Annotated in this window: 20 protein-coding genes; 3 read left to right on the top strand and 17 right to left on the bottom strand. The window is 71.0% G+C overall.

What is annotated here, in order from left to right; translation table 11 throughout:
* The first annotated feature begins 87 nt into the window (after nt 1-87).
* On the top strand, nt 88-1,095 hold the full coding sequence (coaA, locus tag ACF053_RS19260; RefSeq protein ID WP_391954981.1) for a type I pantothenate kinase: 1,008 nt from the start codon (nt 88-90) through the stop codon (nt 1,093-1,095).
* A 32-nt stretch (nt 1,096-1,127) separates the two neighbouring features.
* Nucleotides 1,128-2,066 (top strand): DUF389 domain-containing protein, encoded by a 939-nt coding sequence (locus ACF053_RS19255; protein WP_391954980.1) that lies wholly within the window; start codon nt 1,128-1,130, stop codon nt 2,064-2,066.
* Nucleotides 2,067-2,260: 194 nt separating this feature from the next.
* Here ACF053_RS19255 and glmM read toward each other — a convergent pair whose 3' ends face one another.
* The 4 genes from glmM to ACF053_RS19235 form a co-directional block, all read right to left on the bottom strand.
* The gene (glmM, locus tag ACF053_RS19250) at nt 2,261-3,619 is read right to left on the bottom strand and encodes a phosphoglucosamine mutase (protein ID WP_391954979.1); all 1,359 of its coding nucleotides are present in this window, start codon (nt 3,617-3,619) and stop codon (nt 2,261-2,263) included.
* 109 nt (nt 3,620-3,728) lie between these two features.
* Nucleotides 3,729-4,247, bottom strand: coding sequence for a 30S ribosomal protein S9 (gene rpsI / locus ACF053_RS19245; protein ID WP_058943147.1), 519 nt, complete (start codon nt 4,245-4,247; stop codon nt 3,729-3,731).
* A gap of 41 nt (nt 4,248-4,288) precedes the next feature.
* Entirely contained in the window at nt 4,289-4,732 is a 444-nt protein-coding gene (gene rplM, locus ACF053_RS19240; protein WP_023587008.1) for a 50S ribosomal protein L13, read from the bottom strand.
* A gap of 234 nt (nt 4,733-4,966) precedes the next feature.
* A complete protein-coding gene (locus tag ACF053_RS19235; protein WP_391954978.1) occupies nt 4,967-6,589 on the bottom strand; it encodes an ATP-binding cassette domain-containing protein in 1,623 nt (540 codons plus the stop codon).
* A gap of 55 nt (nt 6,590-6,644) precedes the next feature.
* On the opposite strand from ACF053_RS19235, the gene ACF053_RS19230 reads away from it, so the two are divergent.
* Nucleotides 6,645-7,700, top strand: a complete 1,056-nt coding sequence (locus ACF053_RS19230; RefSeq protein WP_391954977.1) for a hypothetical protein — start codon at nt 6,645-6,647, stop codon at nt 7,698-7,700.
* On the opposite strand, the gene truA is transcribed toward ACF053_RS19230, so the two are convergent.
* The 13 genes from truA to rpsE form a co-directional block, all read right to left on the bottom strand.
* Complete coding sequence (gene truA / locus ACF053_RS19225; RefSeq protein ID WP_058943150.1) at nt 7,665-8,528, bottom strand: tRNA pseudouridine(38-40) synthase TruA; 864 nt, start codon at nt 8,526-8,528, stop codon at nt 7,665-7,667. The genes ACF053_RS19230 and truA overlap by 36 nt on opposite strands.
* 77 nt (nt 8,529-8,605) lie before the next feature.
* On the bottom strand, nt 8,606-9,118 hold the full coding sequence (rplQ, locus tag ACF053_RS19220) for a 50S ribosomal protein L17 (protein WP_391954976.1): 513 nt from the start codon (nt 9,116-9,118) through the stop codon (nt 8,606-8,608).
* Between the two features lie 80 nt (nt 9,119-9,198).
* Complete coding sequence (locus ACF053_RS19215) at nt 9,199-10,221, bottom strand: DNA-directed RNA polymerase subunit alpha (protein WP_003956430.1); 1,023 nt, start codon at nt 10,219-10,221, stop codon at nt 9,199-9,201.
* 151 nt (nt 10,222-10,372) lie between these two features.
* Nucleotides 10,373-10,777 carry a 30S ribosomal protein S11 gene (rpsK, locus tag ACF053_RS19210; RefSeq protein ID WP_003956432.1) on the bottom strand — a complete coding sequence of 135 codons (405 nt, stop codon included), beginning with the start codon at nt 10,775-10,777 and terminating at the stop codon, nt 10,373-10,375.
* Nucleotides 10,778-10,842: 65 nt separating this feature from the next.
* Nucleotides 10,843-11,223 (bottom strand): 30S ribosomal protein S13, encoded by a 381-nt coding sequence (gene rpsM / locus ACF053_RS19205; RefSeq protein WP_058943152.1) that lies wholly within the window; start codon nt 11,221-11,223, stop codon nt 10,843-10,845.
* A gap of 184 nt (nt 11,224-11,407) precedes the next feature.
* On the bottom strand, nt 11,408-11,521 hold the full coding sequence (gene rpmJ, locus ACF053_RS19200) for a 50S ribosomal protein L36 (protein ID WP_003956441.1): 114 nt from the start codon (nt 11,519-11,521) through the stop codon (nt 11,408-11,410).
* A gap of 63 nt (nt 11,522-11,584) precedes the next feature.
* Nucleotides 11,585-11,806: a translation initiation factor IF-1 gene (gene infA, locus ACF053_RS19195; protein ID WP_003956442.1), complete on the bottom strand. Its 222-nt coding sequence runs from the start codon at nt 11,804-11,806 to the stop codon at nt 11,585-11,587.
* A 214-nt stretch (nt 11,807-12,020) separates the two neighbouring features.
* Nucleotides 12,021-12,872: a type I methionyl aminopeptidase gene (gene map, locus ACF053_RS19190; RefSeq protein WP_058943153.1), complete on the bottom strand. Its 852-nt coding sequence runs from the start codon at nt 12,870-12,872 to the stop codon at nt 12,021-12,023.
* A gap of 154 nt (nt 12,873-13,026) precedes the next feature.
* Nucleotides 13,027-13,686 carry an adenylate kinase gene (locus ACF053_RS19185; protein WP_391954975.1) on the bottom strand — a complete coding sequence of 220 codons (660 nt, stop codon included), beginning with the start codon at nt 13,684-13,686 and terminating at the stop codon, nt 13,027-13,029.
* A complete protein-coding gene (gene secY / locus ACF053_RS19180) occupies nt 13,686-15,005 on the bottom strand; it encodes a preprotein translocase subunit SecY (RefSeq protein WP_257375445.1) in 1,320 nt (439 codons plus the stop codon). Before secY ends, ACF053_RS19185 begins: the two co-directional genes overlap by 1 nt.
* Nucleotides 15,006-16,128: 1,123 nt before the next feature.
* Nucleotides 16,129-16,584, bottom strand: coding sequence for a 50S ribosomal protein L15 (gene rplO, locus ACF053_RS19175; protein WP_058942725.1), 456 nt, complete (start codon nt 16,582-16,584; stop codon nt 16,129-16,131).
* 1 nt (nt 16,585) lies between these two features.
* Nucleotides 16,586-16,768 (bottom strand): 50S ribosomal protein L30, encoded by a 183-nt coding sequence (rpmD, locus tag ACF053_RS19170; RefSeq protein ID WP_058942724.1) that lies wholly within the window; start codon nt 16,766-16,768, stop codon nt 16,586-16,588.
* A complete protein-coding gene (gene rpsE / locus ACF053_RS19165) occupies nt 16,768-17,373 on the bottom strand; it encodes a 30S ribosomal protein S5 (RefSeq protein WP_006376045.1) in 606 nt (201 codons plus the stop codon). The genes rpmD and rpsE overlap by 1 nt, the downstream gene beginning before the upstream one ends.
* Nucleotides 17,374-17,402 lie beyond the last annotated feature (29 nt).

The raw sequence follows: 17,402 nt of genomic DNA, 5'->3' as shown, positions 1-17,402 counted from the left end.
GGGCCCGGCGGCGCGCCGGGGCGGCCTCGCCACCCACGTGACCGACCCCACCCCCCACGCCGGTCCCGTACGCCCGACAATGGCCCTGTGATCACTTCGCCGCCACGAAGCAGCACACCGCCGCCCGGCAGCGCCGCCGCCCCGGCCCGGCGTGCCGAGACGACGCCGTACGTCGACCTGACCCGGGACCAGTGGAGCGCGCTGCGGGACAAGACGCCACTGCCGCTCACCGCCGACGAGGTGGAGCGGCTGCGCGGCCTCGGCGACGTCATCGACCTCGACGAGGTCCGCGACATCTACCTGCCGCTCTCCCGGCTCCTCAACCTCTACGTGGGCGCCACCGCGAACCTCCGCGGGACGCTCAACACCTTCCTCGGCGAGAAGGGCGCCCAGCGGGGCACCCCGTTCGTCATAGGCGTCGCCGGCTCCGTCGCCGTCGGCAAGTCGACCGTGGCCCGCCTCCTGCAGGCGCTGCTGGCGCGCTGGCCGGAGCACCCGCGCGTCGAGCTGGTCACCACGGACGGCTTCCTGCTGCCCATGAAGGAGCTCAAGGCGCGGGGGCTGATGTCGCGCAAGGGGTTCCCCGAGTCGTACGACCGGCGGGCGCTCACGCGGTTCGTCGCCGACATCAAGGCCGGCAAGGACGAGGTGACCGCACCCGTCTACTCGCACCTGATCTACGACATCGTCCCCGGCCGGCTCCTGACCGTGCGGCGCCCCGACATCCTCATCGTCGAGGGGCTCAACGTCCTCCAGCCGGCCCTGCCCGGCAAGGACGGCCGCACCCGTGTGGGCCTCGCCGACTACTTCGACTTCTCCGTGTACGTCGACGCCCGGCCCGAGGACATCGAGCGCTGGTACCTGAACCGCTTCCGCAAGCTGCGCGCGACCGCCTTCCAGGACCCCTCCTCGTACTTCCGCAAGTACACGCAGGTCGGCGAGGAGGAGGCGCTCGACTACGCGCGCACGATGTGGCGCACGATCAACAAGGTGAACCTGCTGGAGAACGTCGCCCCGACCCGCGGCCGTGCCAACCTGGTCGTCCGCAAGGGCCCGGACCACAAGGTGCAGCGGCTCTCCCTGCGCAAGCTCTGACGCCCACCGGACCCCTGGAAGGGAGCGCGGTCGTGCTGCACCTGCGCCTGATCGTCCCCGCCGACCGCACCGACGAGGTGGTCGGCACGATCGAGAGGACGGTCGGCACGACGCACCTCGCCGTCCTCCCCGGCGCCGCCCGCGACCCCGCCGGCGACCTCGTCCTGTGCGACGTGGCCCGTGAGGCGGGCGACGGGCTGATCTCCGACCTGTGCGCCCTGGGCCTCGACAGGTCCGGCTCGATCGCCGTCGAGGACATCGGCCTGTCGCTCTCCGCCCACGCGGAGAAGGCCGAGGACGACGCGCCCGGCGAGGCCGCCGACGCCGTCCTGTGGGACCAGCTGCAGGACGCCACGCACGAGGAGTCGACCCTCAGCGTCACCTACGTGGCGTTCCTGACGCTCGCCACGATGATCGCGGCCTGCGGCGTGGTCCTGGACAACGCCGTCCTGATCGTGGGGGCGATGGCGGTCGGCCCGGAGTTCGGCCCGCTGGCCGGCGTCTGCACGGCGCTGGTGCAGCGTCGCCCGCGTCTGGCCGTACGCTCGCTGGTCGCGCTGCTCGTGGGCTTCGCGGCGGCCATGGCGCTCACGGTGGTGTTCGGCCTGGCGATGGACGCGGCGGGGCTGTTCACGGAGGAACGGCTGCACGGCGACCGCCCCAACACCGGGTTCGTCTACGCGCCGGACTGGTTCTCGTTCGTCGTCGGGCTGCTCGCGGGCGCCGCCGGCACCCTGTCGCTCACGTCCGCGAAGTCCGGGGCGCTGGTCGGCGTGGCCATCTCTGTCACCACCGTCCCGGCGGCGGCCAACGCCGCCGTGGCCCTGGGGTACGGCGACCTCGGCCAGACCAGGGGCTCGGTCGAACAGCTGCTGCTGAACCTGCTGGCGATCGTGCTCGCCGGCACCCTGACCCTGCTGACCCAGAAGGCCCTCTGGGCGCGCCGGCACCGCCGCACCCCCCGGACCTGACCCCGCACCCGCCCGGCCTGACCCCGGACGCGACCCGACCGACCCCGCAGACGCCCGGCCCGACCCCGCACCCGCCCCGCCTGAGCCCCGACGTCCGGCCTGACACCAGGGACCGTCCGCCCTGACCCCGCAGACGCGGAAGGGGCGCCCCACGGAGATGGGGCGCCCCTTCCCGGGTACGGGGAACGGTCTGCCTAGCCGAGCGTGGCCTTCACCGCGTCCGCCAGCTGGCCGGCGACCGAGCGGGCCTGCTCGATGTCCGCGGCCTCGACCATGACCCGCACCAGGGGCTCGGTACCGGACGGGCGCAGCAGGACGCGGCCGGTGGTGCCGAGCGTGCGCTCGGCGTCCGCCACGGCGGCGGCCAGCTCCGCGGAGGTGCCCACGCGGCTCCTGTCGACGTTCTTCACGTTGATCAGGACCTGCGGGAGGCGCTCCATGACGCCCGCCAGCTCCGCGAGGGACCGCCCGGTCGCCGCCACGCGCGCCGCGAGGAGCAGCCCGGTCAGCGTACCGTCGCCGGTGGTGGCGTGGTCCAGCACGATGACGTGCCCGGACTGCTCGCCGCCCAGGGCGTAGTCCTTGTCCTTCATCTCCTCCAGCACGTACCGGTCGCCGACCGCCGTCTGGACGAGCCGCAGGCCCTCGCGCTCCATGGCGAGCTTGAAGCCGAGGTTCGACATGACGGTCGCGACGACGGCGTCGCCGCGCAGCGTGCCCGCCTCGCGCATGGCGAGGGCGAGGACGGCGAGGATCTGGTCACCGTCGACCTCGGCGCCGGTGTGGTCCACGGCGAGGCAGCGGTCGGCGTCGCCGTCGTGGGCGATGCCGAGGTCCGCGCCGTGCTCGACGACGGCGGCCTTCAGCAGCTCCAGGTGGGTGGAGCCGCAGCCGTCGTTGATGTTGAGCCCGTCCGGGGTGGCGCCGATGGTGACGACCTCGGCACCGGCCTGCCGGAACGCGGCGGGCGACACGCCGGACGCGGCGCCGTGCGCCTCGTCGAGGACGACCTTCAGCCCGTCGAGCCGGTTGGGCAGCACGCCGAGCAGGTGGGCGACGTACTGGTCGAAGCCCTCGCGGTAGTCGGCGACGCGGCCGACGCCGGAGCCGGTGGGCCGGTTCCAGGGCGCCCCGGTGCGGTGCTGCTCGTACACGGCCTCGATGCGGTCCTCCAGCTCGTCGGCGAGCTTGTGGCCGCCGCGCGCGAAGAACTTGATGCCGTTGTCCGGCATGGCGTTGTGCGACGCCGACAGCATCACGCCGAGGTCGGCGCCGAGCGAGGCGGTCAGGTGGGCGACGGCCGGGGTGGGCAGCACGCCGACCCGCATGACGTCGACGCCCGCGCTGGCGAGGCCCGCGACGACGGCGGCCTCCAGGAACTCTCCCGACGCCCGCGGGTCCCGCCCGACCACGGCGGTCGGCCGGTGTCCTTCAAAGGTCCCCGCTTCGGCGAGCACGTGCGCCGCCGCGACCGACAGGCCGAGCGCGAGCTCCGCCGTCAGGTCCGCGTTGGCGACACCGCGCACACCGTCAGTGCCGAAGAGTCGTCCCACAGCTGTCCTCCGAGTTACTCCGAAAAAGCAAGGTGAAGCGTATAGACGTACGCCCCGGCAGCACGGAGGTGCCGCCGGGGCGTACGTCGAGCAGACCGAGCAGGCGTGATTAGCGCTTGCTGTACTGCGGGGCCTTACGGGCCTTCTTGAGACCGGCCTTCTTGCGCTCGACCGCGCGGTCGTCGCGGCTGAGGAAGCCGGCCTTCTTCAGGGCGCCGCGGTTGTTGTCCACGTCCGCCTCGTTCAGCGCGCGGGCCACGCCCAGGCGCAGGGCGCCGGCCTGGCCGGAGACGCCGCCACCCGAGATGCGGGCGATGACGTCGTAGCGGCCCTCGAGCTCGAGCACCTTGAAGGGCTCGTTGACTTCCTGCTGGTGCACCTTGTTCGGGAAGTAGTCCTCGAGGGTGCGACCGTTGATCTTCCACTTGCCGGTGCCCGGGACGATCCGGACGCGGGCGATGGCGTTCTTGCGGCGGCCCAGGCCGGCCGCGGGCTGCGGCTCGCCGAAGCGGGACGCGAGGGACTCCGAGGTGTACTCGCCCTCGACGGGGACCTCGGACTCGAAGGTGGTGACCTCGGCGTAGGTCTCCTCGCCCTCGATGGGGTTCTCAACAGTGGTCTCGGCCACGATGCTCCTCAGATTCTCTTCGTCTTAGGGGGTGGCCGGACTTACTGCGCGACCTGGGTGATCTCGAACGGAACCGGCTGCTGGGCAGCGTGCGGGTGGTTCTCGCCCGCGTAGACCTTCAGCTTCGAGAGCATCTGACGGCCGAGGGAGTTCTTGGGGAGCATGCCCTTGACGGCCTTCTCGACGGCCTTCTCGGGGTTGTTCGCGAGGAGGTCGTCGTAGCGCACGGAGCGCAGACCGCCCGGGTACCCGGAGTGGCGGTAGGCCATCTTCTGGGTCCGCTTGTTGCCGGACAGGTGCACCTTGTCGGCGTTGATGATGATGACGAAGTCACCAGCGTCGACGTGCGGCGCGTAGATCGGCTTGTGCTTGCCCCGGAGGAGCGTTGCGGCGGTGGTGGCCAGTCGACCCAGGACGACGTCCTGGGCGTCAATGACGTGCCACTGGCGAGTGACATCGCCGGGCTTGGGGCTGTACGTACGCACGGTCGTAGCCTTCGCTTCTTCAGTGAGTGGGTCCTGTCAAGGCCACCACGGACGATCACGACAGCCATGACCACACGTCGGTGACGCATACCGAGTGCAGGTCGCTGGTCATCGGCCCGGTGAGCCGGCGTAACGGCCTCTCACGTGAGATCGAGCAAGCCAGTACGCATAACGAACCAGAAGAATACGCGGCGTCCCCCACCCGGGTCAAAACGACTCCGCCGCGCCCGCCCGCTACCGCTCCCGCTCCACCCTCCGCTCGTCCCAGACCGGCTCCGCCGTCTCCCGGACCACGCCGTCCGCGCCGAACACCAGGTACCGGTCGAAGGAGCGCGCGAACCACCGGTCGTGCGTCACCGCGAGCACCGTCCCGTCGTACGCCTCCAGCCCCGCCTGCAGGGCCTCCGCCGACTCCAGGTCGAGGTTGTCCGTCGGCTCGTCGAGCAGCAGCGCCGTCGCGCCCGACAGCTCCAGCAGCAGGATCTGGAACCGGGCCTGCTGCCCGCCGGAGAGCCGCCCGAAGGGCTGGTCCCCCTGCTTCTCCAGCTCGTACCGTCGCAGCACGGACATCGCCCCGCCCCGGTCCTTGGCGTGCTCGGTCCACAGGATGTCGACGAGGGGGCGGCCCTGGAGCTCCGGGTGGGCGTGGGTCTGCGCGAAGTGCCCGGGCACGACCCGCGCGCCGAGCTTCCAGGCCCCGGTGTGCGCCACCGAGGCGTCACCCGCCAGGAGCCGCAGGAAGTGCGACTTCCCCGAGCCGTTCGAGCCGAGGACGGCGACCCGCTCCCCGTAGAAGACCTCCAGGTCGAACGGCTTCATCAGCCCGGTGAGCTCCAGACGCGCGCACGTCACCGCCCGCACCCCCGTGCGCCCGCCGCGCAGCCGCATCCGGATGTCCTGCTCGCGCGGGGGCTCCGGTGGGGGCCCGGCCTCCTCGAACTTCCGCAGCCGGGTCTGGGCCGCCGCGTACCGCGACGCCATCTCGTGGCTGATCGACGCGGCCTGCCGCAGGTTGACCACCAGCTTCTTCAGCTGGGCGTGCTTCTCCTCCCAGCGCCGCTTCAGCTCCTCGAAGCGCGCGAACCGCTCCCGCCGCGCCTCGTGGAACGTCGCGAAACCGCCGCCGTGCACCCACACGTCCGACCCGGCCGGACCCGGCTCCACCGCGACGATCTTCTGCGCGGCCCGCGCCAGCAGCTCCCGGTCGTGGGAGACGAACAGCACCGTCTTGCGGGTCTCGGCGAGCCGCTCCTCCAGCCACCGCTTGCCCGGCACGTCGAGGTAGTTGTCCGGCTCGTCGAGGAGCAGCACCTCCTCCGGGCCGCGCAGCAGGGCCTCCAGCACCAGCCGCTTCTGCTCACCGCCGCTGAGCGTGCGGACCTCACGGAACTGCGCCCGGTCGTACGGGACGCCCAGCGCCGCCGTCGTGCACATGTCCCACAGCGTCTCCGCCTCGTAGCCGCGCGCCTCCGCCCAGTCGCTCAGTGCCTGCGCGTACCCCATCTGCGCGGCCTCGTCGTCCACGGTCATGATCAGGTGCTCCGCCGCGTCGACCGCGGCGGCCGCCTCCCTGATCCGCGCCGGCGCCACGGACACCAGCAGGTCGCGGACGGTCCGCTCGTCCCGTACGGACCCCACGAACTGCGGCATCACCCCCAGCCCGCCGCTGACCGTCACGGTCCCGCCGTGCGGCTGCGCCTCCCCCGCCACCAGGCGCAGCAGCGTCGTCTTGCCGGCTCCGTTCGGCCCGACGAGCGCCACCACGGCGCCCTCGCCGACCCGGAACGACACGTCGCCGAGCAGCGCCCGCCCGTCCGGCAGGTAGTACTCGAGGTGTGCGACCTCCACATGTCCCATGGCCGCATTGTGGCCGCCGGTCCCGCGGATACCCAACCGGATTAGGATGCGCGGCATGAGCTTTGGGGGACCGCGATGGCCGCAGGAGCCACACCAGCCGGACGGGGGCACCGGCCACGACCCGTACGGGCAGCAGCCCGCCGGGCCGTACGGGCAGCAGCAGGACCCGGGCGCGGGCCCGGCGCCCTACGGGCAGGGGCAGGAGCCGTACGGGCAGCAGCCACAGGTCCCGCCGTACGGCCCGGCCGGTGAGCCGTTCGGGCAGCAGCCCGCGGCCCCCTTCGGCACCGCGGCCGACGGCACGCCCGACTGGAGCGCCCTGGCGGAGGCGTCCGAGACGCGCCAGCGCCGCCGGCGCTGGCTGATCGCCGGCGGCGGGGTCCTCGCCACGGCCGCGATCGCCACCGTCGTGGCCGTCGCCGTCGTCAACGGCGGCAGCGGCGGCGGCACCGCCCCGACCGCCTCCGCGACGACCGCGGGCCCGGGCGGCGCCGAGGTCCCGACCGACGGGACCGGCCCCCAGCCGTCCTTCTCCTCCGTCGCGCCCGCGCCCCCGCCGGACCCGATGGACTTCCTCTCGACGGCCGCCAAGGACACGGCCCCGCTCACCCCGGAGGGCCTCTTCCCCGGCACGAAGCTGACCTTCGGCGACCGGGTCTACACCAAGGGCGCCACCGGCTCCACCACCCAGTGCGCGGGTGCCGGCCGGGACGGCCTGGGCGCCGTCCTGCAGCAGCACGGCTGCTCCCGCGTCATCCGCGCCACGTACGTCCGGGACGGCGTCGCCGTCACCGTCGGCGTCGCCCTCTTCGCCGACCAGGGCAAGGCGCTCGCGGCGAAGGAGGGCGCCCGGGGCGGGATCGCCCCCCTCGCGGGCGCCGGGGTCGGCGACTTCTGCCGCGCCACCGTCTGCCTGCGCCGCTCGAACGCGCTGGGCCGCTACGCGTACTTCACCCAGGCCGGCTTCACCGACGGCCGGAAGGTCACCACCTCCGACACCGCCGTCTTCAAGACCAGCGACGACCTGGGCTCCTTCGCCTTCAACCAGATCTACGCCCGTGGCCGCGCCCAGGCGTCAGCAGCAGCCACCGCTCCGGCCGGGGGCCAGTGAGCGCTTGTTGCGGGCCTCCAGGTTCCTGGCGGCCAGCAGCTCGTCCGCCGGGTAGCCGACGGCCTCCAGGGTGAGCCCGTGCGGCCGCACGACGTGGACGGCGGAGTCCCGCACCCCCGCGGCGAGGACCTTCGCCGGCCACTCCACCGGCCGGTGCCCGTCGCCGACGAACAGCAGCGCGCCGACGAGCGAGCGCACCATGTTGTGGCAGAAGGCGTCCGCCTTGACCGTCGCCTCCATCACCCCGGACGGCAGCCGCTCCCACCGCAGCTCCTGGAGGGTGCGGATGGTCGTCGCGCCCTCCCGCCTCTTGCAGTACGCGGCGAAGTCGTGCTCGCCGAGCAACGGCTCGGCGGCGGCGTTCATCGCGTCGACGTCGAGCGGCCAGTCGTGCCACAGCACGTGTCCGCGCAGCAGCGGGTCGACGCCGCCCGGGTCGTCGGTGACGCGGTAGGCGTACCGCCGCCAGATCGCCGAGAAACGGGCGTTGAAGCCGCTCGGCGCCTCCTCGACCCGCCAGATCCGCACGTCGTGGGAGAGCCGCCCGGCGAGGCGCCGCAGCAGCTTCTCGCGGTGCTCGGCCCACACGGCCTCCGGCAGGTCGACGTGGGCGACCTGCCCGCGCGCGTGGACGCCCGCGTCGGTCCGCCCGGCGACGGTCAGCTCGTACGTCTCCGAGGAGCGCGTCACCGTGCGCAGGGCGTCCTCGATCTCACCCTGCACGGTCCGCTGCCCGCCGGCCTGCTTGGCCCAGCCGTGGAAGTCCTTGCCGTCGTAGGACAGGTCCAGCCGCACCCGTACGGAGCCGGGCTTCACGTCATCGCTCACGCGTCAATCCTCTCAAGCGGAACGGGCCCGCCCCCCGTGAGGGGGACGGGCCCGTCCGTCAGCCTTCAGAACGCGGTTCAGGCGTCCTTGGACTCGTCGGCCTTGGCCTCGTCAGCCTTGGCCTCCGCCTCATCGGCCTTCGCCTCGTCGACCTTGGCGTTGGCCTCGTCGGCCTCCTTGACCGCGCGCTTCGTGGCGGCCTCGGCCTCGGCGACGGTCGCCTTCTTGGCGATCTCGCCCTCGACCAGCTCGATCACGGCCATCGGGGCGTTGTCGCCACGACGGTTGCCGATCTTGGTGATCCGGGTGTAGCCACCCGGACGCTCGGCGTAGCGCGGGGCGATCTCGGTGAAGAGCGTGTGCACGATGCCCTTGTCCGTGATCGTCTGCAGCACCAGGCGACGGTTGTGGATGTCGCCCTTCTTCGCCTTGGTGATCAGGCGCTCCGCGACCGGACGCAGGCGGCGGGCCTTGGCCTCGGTCGTGGTGATGCGGCCGTGCTCGAAGAGCGCCTTCGCGAGGTTCGCGAGGAGCAGCTTCTCGTGCGCGGCGCTGCCGCCCAGACGGGCACCCTTGGCGGGCTTCGGCATGGTGTTTCTCCTTGTGATCTGCCCCGGCCGTGTCAGGTACCGGGGTCAGGGCCCCGCAGGCGGTCGCCTGCGGGCAGCGATCAGTACTGCTCGGTCTCGACGAAACCGGCGTCCGCGTCGTCGTCGGCGCCGAAGGCGTCGGCGGCGGCGGTCGGGTCGAATCCGGGCGGGCTGTCCTTGAGGGCCAGACCCATGCCGGCCAGCTTCGCCTTGACCTCGTCGATCGACTTCGCACCGAAGTTGCGGATGTCGAGCAGGTCGGCCTCGGAACGCGCCACGAGCTCACCCACGGAGTGGATGCCCTCGCGCTTGAGGCAGTTGTACGAACGGACGGTGAGCTCGAGCTCCTCGATCGGCAGCGCGAGGTCGGCGGCGAGGGCGGCGTCCGTCGGGGACGGGCCCATGTCGATGCCCTCGGCGTCGATGTTCAGCTCGCGGGCGAGACCGAACAGCTCGACCAGGGTCTTGCCGGCGGACGCCATGGCGTCGCGCGGGCGCATGGCCTGCTTGGTCTCGACGTCGACGATGAGCTTGTCGAAGTCGGTGCGCTGCTCGACTCGGGTGGCCTCGACCTTGTAGGTGACCTTGAGGACCGGCGAGTAGATCGAGTCGACCGGGATGCGGCCGATCTCCTGACCCACCTGCTTGTTCTGCACCGCGGAGACGTAGCCGCGACCGCGCTCGACGGTCAGCTCCATCTCCAGCTTGCCCTTGCCGTTGAGCGTGGCGAGGACCAGGTCGGGGTTGTGCACCTCGACACCGGCCGGCGGGGCGATGTCCGCGGCGGTGACCAGGCCGGGGCCCTGCTTGCGCAGGTACATCACGACCGGCTCGTCGTGCTCCGAGGAGACGACCAGCTGCTTGATGTTGAGGATGAGGTCGGTGACGTCCTCCTTGACGCCCGGCACGGTGGTGAACTCGTGCAGGACGCCGTCGATGCGGATGGACGTGACCGCCGCACCCGGGATCGAGGAGAGGAGCGTACGGCGGAGGCTGTTGCCGAGCGTGTAGCCGAAGCCCGGCTCCAGCGGCTCGATGACGAACCGCGAGCGGTACTCGTCGACGACCTCTTCGGTCAGCGAGGGACGCTGAGCGATCAGCATGGTGTTTTTCCTTCAGTCGTGGACGCCCGCTATTTGACGTCCTCGGTCAGTGCAAGGGTACGGGCGGCACGCCCCCGAAGAGCCGTACCGCCCGGGAATCCCTGCGCGGAGCGGCCGCGCGCGGACGCGCGGTGCTCCGGTAGGCCGTGCGTCAGACGCGGCGGCGCTTGGGGGGACGGCAGCCGTTGTGCGGCGTGGGGGTGACGTCCTGGATCGAGCCGACCTCGAGGCCGGTGGCCTGGAGGGAGCGGATCGCGGTCTCACGGCCGGAGCCGGGACCCTTGACGAAGACGTCGACCTTGCGCATGCCGTGCTCCTGCGCGCGGCGGGCGGCCGACTCGGCGGCCATCTGCGCGGCGAAGGGGGTGGACTTGCGCGAGCCCTTGAAGCCGACGTGGCCGGCGGAGGCCCAGGAGATCACGTTGCCGGACGGGTCCGTGATCGAAACGATGGTGTTGTTGAACGTGCTCTTGATGTGCGCGTGGCCGTGAGCGACGTTCTTCTTTTCCTTGCGGCGCACCTTCTTGGCAGCGCCCTGACGTCCCTTGGGGGGCATGTCTTAACTCCTACGGGAGGTGGTCGGTCCTACAGCGAAGACCGTGGACAGTCGTCCGCTGCGGACTACTTCTTGCCCGGCTTCTTCTTGCCGGCGATGGCGCGACGCGGGCCCTTGCGGGTACGGGCGTTCGTGCTGGTGCGCTGACCGCGGACCGGCAGGCCACGGCGGTGACGCAGACCCTGGTACGTGCCGATCTCGACCTTGCGGCGGATGTCGGCCTGGACCTCGCGGCGGAGGTCACCCTCGGTCTTGAGGTTGGCGTCCACGTACTCGCGGATCTTGACCAGGTCCTCCTCGGACAGGTCACGAACGCGGGTGTTCGGGTTCACACCGGTGGCGGCGAGGGTCTCCTTCGCCAGGGTGCGGCCGATGCCGAAGACGTAGGTGAGTGCGACCTCCACGCGCTTGTCGCGCGGGATGTCAACACCGGAAACGCGTGCCATGCAATGGCTCCTGTGTGATCGGGGGTCTTCCGCAGCACCGTTCTCTGGCCGCCGTACGAGGTACGGACCAGGTCCCCGGCCCCCGCCGGAGGTGTCGCCGACCCTGTCAGGGCTTGGCGGGCGCTGCGTATGTACGAATTTGCTTGCGTCGCGCGAAGTACTGCGAGGTGCAGGTCGGCGTGCGTCAGCCCTGGCGCTGCTTGTGGCGCAGGTTGTCGCAGATGACCATGACCCGACCGTGACGGCGGATCACCTTGCACTTGTCGCAGATCTTCTTGACGCTCGGCTTGACCTTCATGGGATGTGAGGTTCTCCGGGTCAGTGCCACCACCCGCGCGGGAAGCGGGGGTGCGGGCAAGATCTACTTGTAGCGGTAGACGATCCGGCCACGCGTCAGGTCGTACGGAGACAGCTCCACGACGACCCGGTCATCCGGGAGGATGCGGATGTAGTGCATCCGCATCTTGCCGCTGATGTGCGCGAGGACCTTGTGACCGTTCTGGAGCTCTACCTTGAACATGGCGTTCGGCAGGGACTCGATCACGGTGCCCTCAATCTCGATGGCACCTTGCTTCTTGGCCACGCTTCGCCCTTCGAATCGGCTACCTTGATCGACTCCCGCAGCCGAGTGCGAACACACGGGTACACGAGAGCCGACGCATCAGTCTACGCGAGGCCCCTGGAAAAGACGAATCAGCAGAGCATCCCCACCTGGGGAGATCCCTAAGCGCCCCGGCGCCCCGCTGCCGGACCGACCCGGGCGCGGCCCCGCGGGACCGCGGGGCCGGTGGGGCGGATCAGGCCAGCGGGTCCGGGGCGGCGGTGACGCCGAGCTCGGCGAGCTTCGCCCGGCCGCCGTCGGGGGCGGTCAGGACCAGGGGGCCGTCCTCGGTGAGGGCGACCGAGTGCTCCCAGTGCGAGGACCACGTGCCGTCGGTCGTGATGACCGTCCAGTCGTCCTCCAGCACCTCCGTGCGGGGCGTGCCCAGGGAGACCATGGGCTCGATGGCGAGGCAGAAGCCGGGGACGAGCCTGGGGCCCTTGCCGCGCTTGCGCGAGACGTAGTTCAGCAGGTGCGGGTCCATGTGCATCTCGGTGCCGATGCCGTGGCCGCCGTAGTCCTCGATGATCCCGAACTTGCCGAGGCTGTGCTCACCCGTGGCCGGCCGCGGCTGGCGGCGGATGTAGGTCTCGATCGCGCGGGAGACGTCCACCAGCCGGTTGCCGTTCTTCATCGCTGCGATGCCGTGCCACATGGATTCCTCGGTCACCCGCGACAGCTCGATCAGCTCCGGGGCGTGACCGGAGCCGACGAACGCGGTGTACGCCGCGTCGCCGTGCCAGCCGTCGATGACGGCACCGCAGTCGATGGAGATGATGTCGCCGTCCTTCAGCACGACCTCCTCGCTGGGGATGCCGTGCACGACGACCTCGTTCACCGAGGTGCAGATCGTCGCGGGGAAGCCGCCGTACCCGAGGAAGTTCGACTTGGCGCCGTGGTCGGCGAGGACCTTGCGCGCGGCCTCGTCGAGGTCCTTGGTGGTGGCGCCGGGGACGGCCACCTCGCGCGTCGCCGCGTGGATGGCGGCGACGACCAGCCCCGCCTCGCGCATCTTCGCGATCTGCTCCGGGGTCTTGATCTGCACCATGACGGCAAACGCCTTTCTCGGACTTCTCGGGGGGGGGCGAGCGGGAGCTCTCGGTACAACGATACGGGCGCCCCCGCGGCAATGGCTTCGGCCGCGGCTCCCGGGACGGGGGCCGCGGCCGAAGCGCGGTACGGGGTGCGCGGTGCGCGGGGTCCTACGCGGCGTGCTCGCCGCGCAGGGCCGCCATGGCGCGGTCGGTCACGTCGCTGACCTTGCCGAGCGCGGGGATCGTGACGACCAGGCCCTGGGCCCGGTAGTGGTCGATGATCGGCTCGGTCTGCGTGTGGTAGACCTCCAGCCGCGTGCGGACGGTCTCCTCGGAGTCGTCGTCGCGCTGGTAGAGCTCGCCGCCGCAGACGTCGCAGACGCCGTCCTGCTTCGGCGGGGTGTACGTCACGTGGAAGACGTGCGCGCTGTCGTTGCGGCAGATGCGGCGGCCGGCGATCCGCTTGACGACCTCGTCCTCCGGGACCTCCAGGTCCAGGACGGCGTCGAGCTTCATGTCCGCGGCCTCGAGCATCCGGTCCAGCGCCTCGGCCTGGGCCACGTTCCTCGGGAAGCCGTCGAGGAGGAAGCCGTTCTCGGCGTCCGCCTGCTCCATGCGGTCCTTGGCCATGCCGATCGTGACCTCGTCGGGCACCAGGTTGCCGGCGTCCATGAACGCCTTCGCCTGCTTGCCCAGCTCCGTGCCCTGACTGATGTTTGCCCGGAACAGGTCACCCGTGGAGATGTGCGGAATCGAGAGATTCCCGGCGAGGAACGCGGCCTGCGTCCCCTTGCCTGCACCGGGCGGTCCGACGAGGACGATTCGCATCAGCGGAGGAACCCTTCGTAATTGCGCTGCTGGAGCTGGCTCTCGATCTGCTTCACGGTCTCCAGCCCCACACCCACGATGATGAGGATGCTCGTCCCGCCGAACGGGAAGTTGGCGTTCGCACCGCCGAAGCCGGCCAACGCCATCGTCGGCACAAGAGCGATCAGACCCAGATACAGCGAGCCGGGCCAAGTGATCCGGTTGAGCACGTAGCTCAAGTACTCAGCAGTAGGTCGACCAGCCCGGATACCCGGGATGAAGCCACCATACTTCTTCATGTTGTCGGCGACTTCCTCGGGGTTGAAGGAGATGGCCACATAGAAGAAGGCGAAGAACACGATGAGGAAGAAGTAGATCACCGTGTGGATGGGCTTGCCGTCGACCAAATGCTGCTGAATCCAGGCAGACCACCCGGTGGTCCCGCTACCGGCGAACTGCACGATCAGGATGGGGATGTAGAGCAGCGACGAGGCGAAGATGACGGGAATCACACCCGCCTGGTTCACCTTCAGCGGGATGTACGTCGAGGTCCCGCCGTACGAGCGGCGGCCGATCATGCGCTTCGCGTACTGGACCGGGATCCGGCGCTGGGCCTGCTCGACGAAGACGACGAGGGCGACCATCACGAAGCCGATCAGGATGACCGTGCCGAACTCGATCCAGCCCTTGGCGAGCTTGCCGCTCTCCTTGATGGCCCAGAGGGAGCCGGGGAAGCCGGCGGCGATCGAGATGAACATCAGGATCGACATGCCGTTGCCGACGCCGCGGTCGGTGACGAGCTCACCGAGCCACATCACGAGGGCCGTACCGGCCGTCATCGTGATGACCATGACGATGATGGTGAAGATCGACTGGTCGGGGACGATCTGGCTGGCGACGGTGCAGTTGCTGAAGAGCGCGCCGCTCTTCGCGGTGGCGACCAGACCGGTGCCCTGCAGGACGGCGAGGGCGACCGTCAGGTAGCGGGTGTACTGCGTGATCTTCGACTGACCGGACTGTCCCTCCTTCTTCAGGGCCTCGAGCCGCGGGATGACCACGGTCAGCAGCTGAAGGATGATGCTCGCCGTGATGTACGGCATGATGCCGAGCGCGAAGATGGTGATCTGCAGCAGGGCACCACCGCTGAACATGTCCATCAGGCCGAGCAGGTTGTTGTTGCCCTGCTGGGCCTGCTTGACACATTGCTGGACGTTCTCGTAGTCCACACCGGGAACGGGGATGTGCGCACCGAGCCGGTAGAGCACGATGATGCCGAACGTGAAGAGCAGCTTCTTACGCAGGTCGGGCGTCTTGAACGCCCGGGCGAACGCGGTGAGCACGGTGCCTCCTGCGACCCCCGAGCTAGCGCGTCAGAGGCGACGGGTTTGAAAGATCAGCGGTTATTGGGCAGGGCGGCGCTGTGCTGGCACAGGCCGCCCGAAGATTAATGGCGCCACCCTACCTGGCCGTACGCCACGCGGGAAACATCTCCCACCGCGCAGGGTCCGGAACGCCCTGTTGGACCGGGTACGGAGGGGCGCCACGGACCCGGGATGTTCACCCTCAGGCAGGACGCGCGCACCCAGCGTACCCGCAGCGCACGCGGCGCCCGCGGGGGCGACCGCGCCCGGTACGGGAGTTCCGCCGGGAGCGGAACGGACACCGAACCCGGGCCCCGACGCGGCCGGCCGGCGACCGGCGGCCGCGACCCGGCGGCGGTCGGGCGGACGGCGGTCGGTCGGGGCGGCGGTCGCGCGACCGGCCCGGCGGCGGTGGGCGGCCGGGGTGGGACGGGCGACGGTCGGCGGACGCGACCGGCCCGGCGGTCGGGCGGCGGTGGACGACGGGCGAGCGGCCCGGCAGTGGGCGGACGGTCCCGGGGCGGGCGGCCGGCGTCGGGCGGGCGGCGGTCGGCGATCAGCGCGAATGACCTGCGGCGGGCCGGCGGTCGACGGTCTCGCGACCGGCCCGGCGGCGAGCGGTCCGCGGCGGGCGGTCGGCACGAACGACCTACGGCGGACCGGCGGTCGACGGTCGCGCGAACCACCGGGCGAGCGGGCCTGGCGGCGAGCGATCTGCGGCGGGTGGTCGGCGGGCGGCGCGAATGACCTGCGGCGGGCCGGCGGTCGACGGTCTCGCGACCGGCCCGGCGGCGAGCGACCAACGGCGGGCGGTCGGCGGACGGCGCCAGTGTCCTGCGGCGGACCGACGGCCGCGGTCGGCGGGCGGCGGTCGTGCAGACGACCCGGCGGCGAGTGCGGGCGGGCTGTCGGCGACGGGCGGCGGGAGGGAGCCGGGGCGGGCGGACGGCCCCGGGCTCGGGTGGACGGGGGTGAGCAGCGGGGGCCGGTGTCGCGGACGGGAGCCGCTGGTGGCCCCGGACGCGGTGGTCCCGGGAAAGGCCGACGGCCCGGGTGCCGCCCCCGTGGGGGCGGCACCCGGGCCGTCAGGTCAGTACGAGGCTCAGACGAGCTCGGTGACCGTACCGCCGGCGGCGGTGATCTTCTCCTTGGCGGAGCCGGAGACGGCGTCGACCGTCACCTGCAGCGCCACGGAGACCTCGCCCTGGCCGAGCACCTTGACGAGCTGGTTCTTGCGAACCGCGCCCTTGGCGACCAGGTCGGCGACCGTCACCTCGCCGCCCTCGGGGTAGAGGGAGGCGAGCTTGTCCAGGTTCACGACCTGGTACTCGGTCTTGAACGGGTTCTTGAAGCCCTTCAGCTTCGGGAGGCGCATGTGGAGGGGCATCTGCCCACCCTCGAAGCGCTCCGGAACCTGGTAGCGGGCCTTCGTGCCCTTGGTACCACGGCCGGCCGTCTTACCCTTCGACGCCTCACCACGACCCACACGGGTCTTGGCGGTCTTGGCGCCCGGGGCGGGACGGAGGTTGTGGACCTTGAGCGGGTTGTTCTCCGCCATGTCAGTCGACCTCCTCGACCGTCACGAGGTGGCGGACGGTCTGCACCATGCCGCGGAACTCGGGGCGGTCCTCCTTGACGACCTGCGTGTTGATGCCCTTGAGACCAAGGGACCGCAGGGTGTCGCGGTGGTTCTGCTTGCTACCGATGTACGACTTCGTCTGCGTGATCTTGAGGCGAGCCATTACGCACCCGCCCCGGCACGCGCACGGAGGAGAGCCGCGGGGGCGACGTCCTCGAGGGGCAGACCGCGGCGGGCCGCGATCTCCTCGGGACGCTGCAGGCCCTTGAGGGCCGCCACGGTCGCGTGCACGATGTTGATCGCGTTGGAAGAGCCGAGCGACTTCGACAGGATGTCGTGGACGCCGGCGCACTCGAGCACCGCACGCACCGGGCCACCGGCGATGACACCGGTACCGGGGGAAGCAGGCTTGAGCAGGACGACGCCCGCGGCCTTCTCGCCCGTGATCGGGTGCGGGATGGTGCCCTGGATACGGGGGACCTTGAAGAAGTGCTTCTTGGCCTCCTCAACACCCTTGGCGATGGCGGCCGGCACCTCCTTGGCCTTGCCGTAACCGACACCCACGGTGCCGTCACCATCGCCCACCACGACCAGCGCGGTGAAGCTGAAGCGACGACCACCCTTCACAACCTTGGCGACGCGGTTGATCGCGACGACGCGCTCAACGTACGCGGTCTTCTCGGCGGCAGCAGCGCCGCCGTCACGGCCCTTCCGGTCCCGCCGCTCGCCGCCACCGGCACCGCTTCCGCGGCGCTGGGGTCCAGCCATTGGAATTACCTCTCTTCGTTTTCCGCTGA

This window comes from Streptomyces kanasensis, assembly GCF_043077165.1.
GTDB classification, from domain to species: Bacteria; Actinomycetota; Actinomycetes; order Streptomycetales; family Streptomycetaceae; genus Streptomyces; species Streptomyces changanensis.
This window is presented reverse-complemented; position numbering and strand designations above follow the sequence as displayed.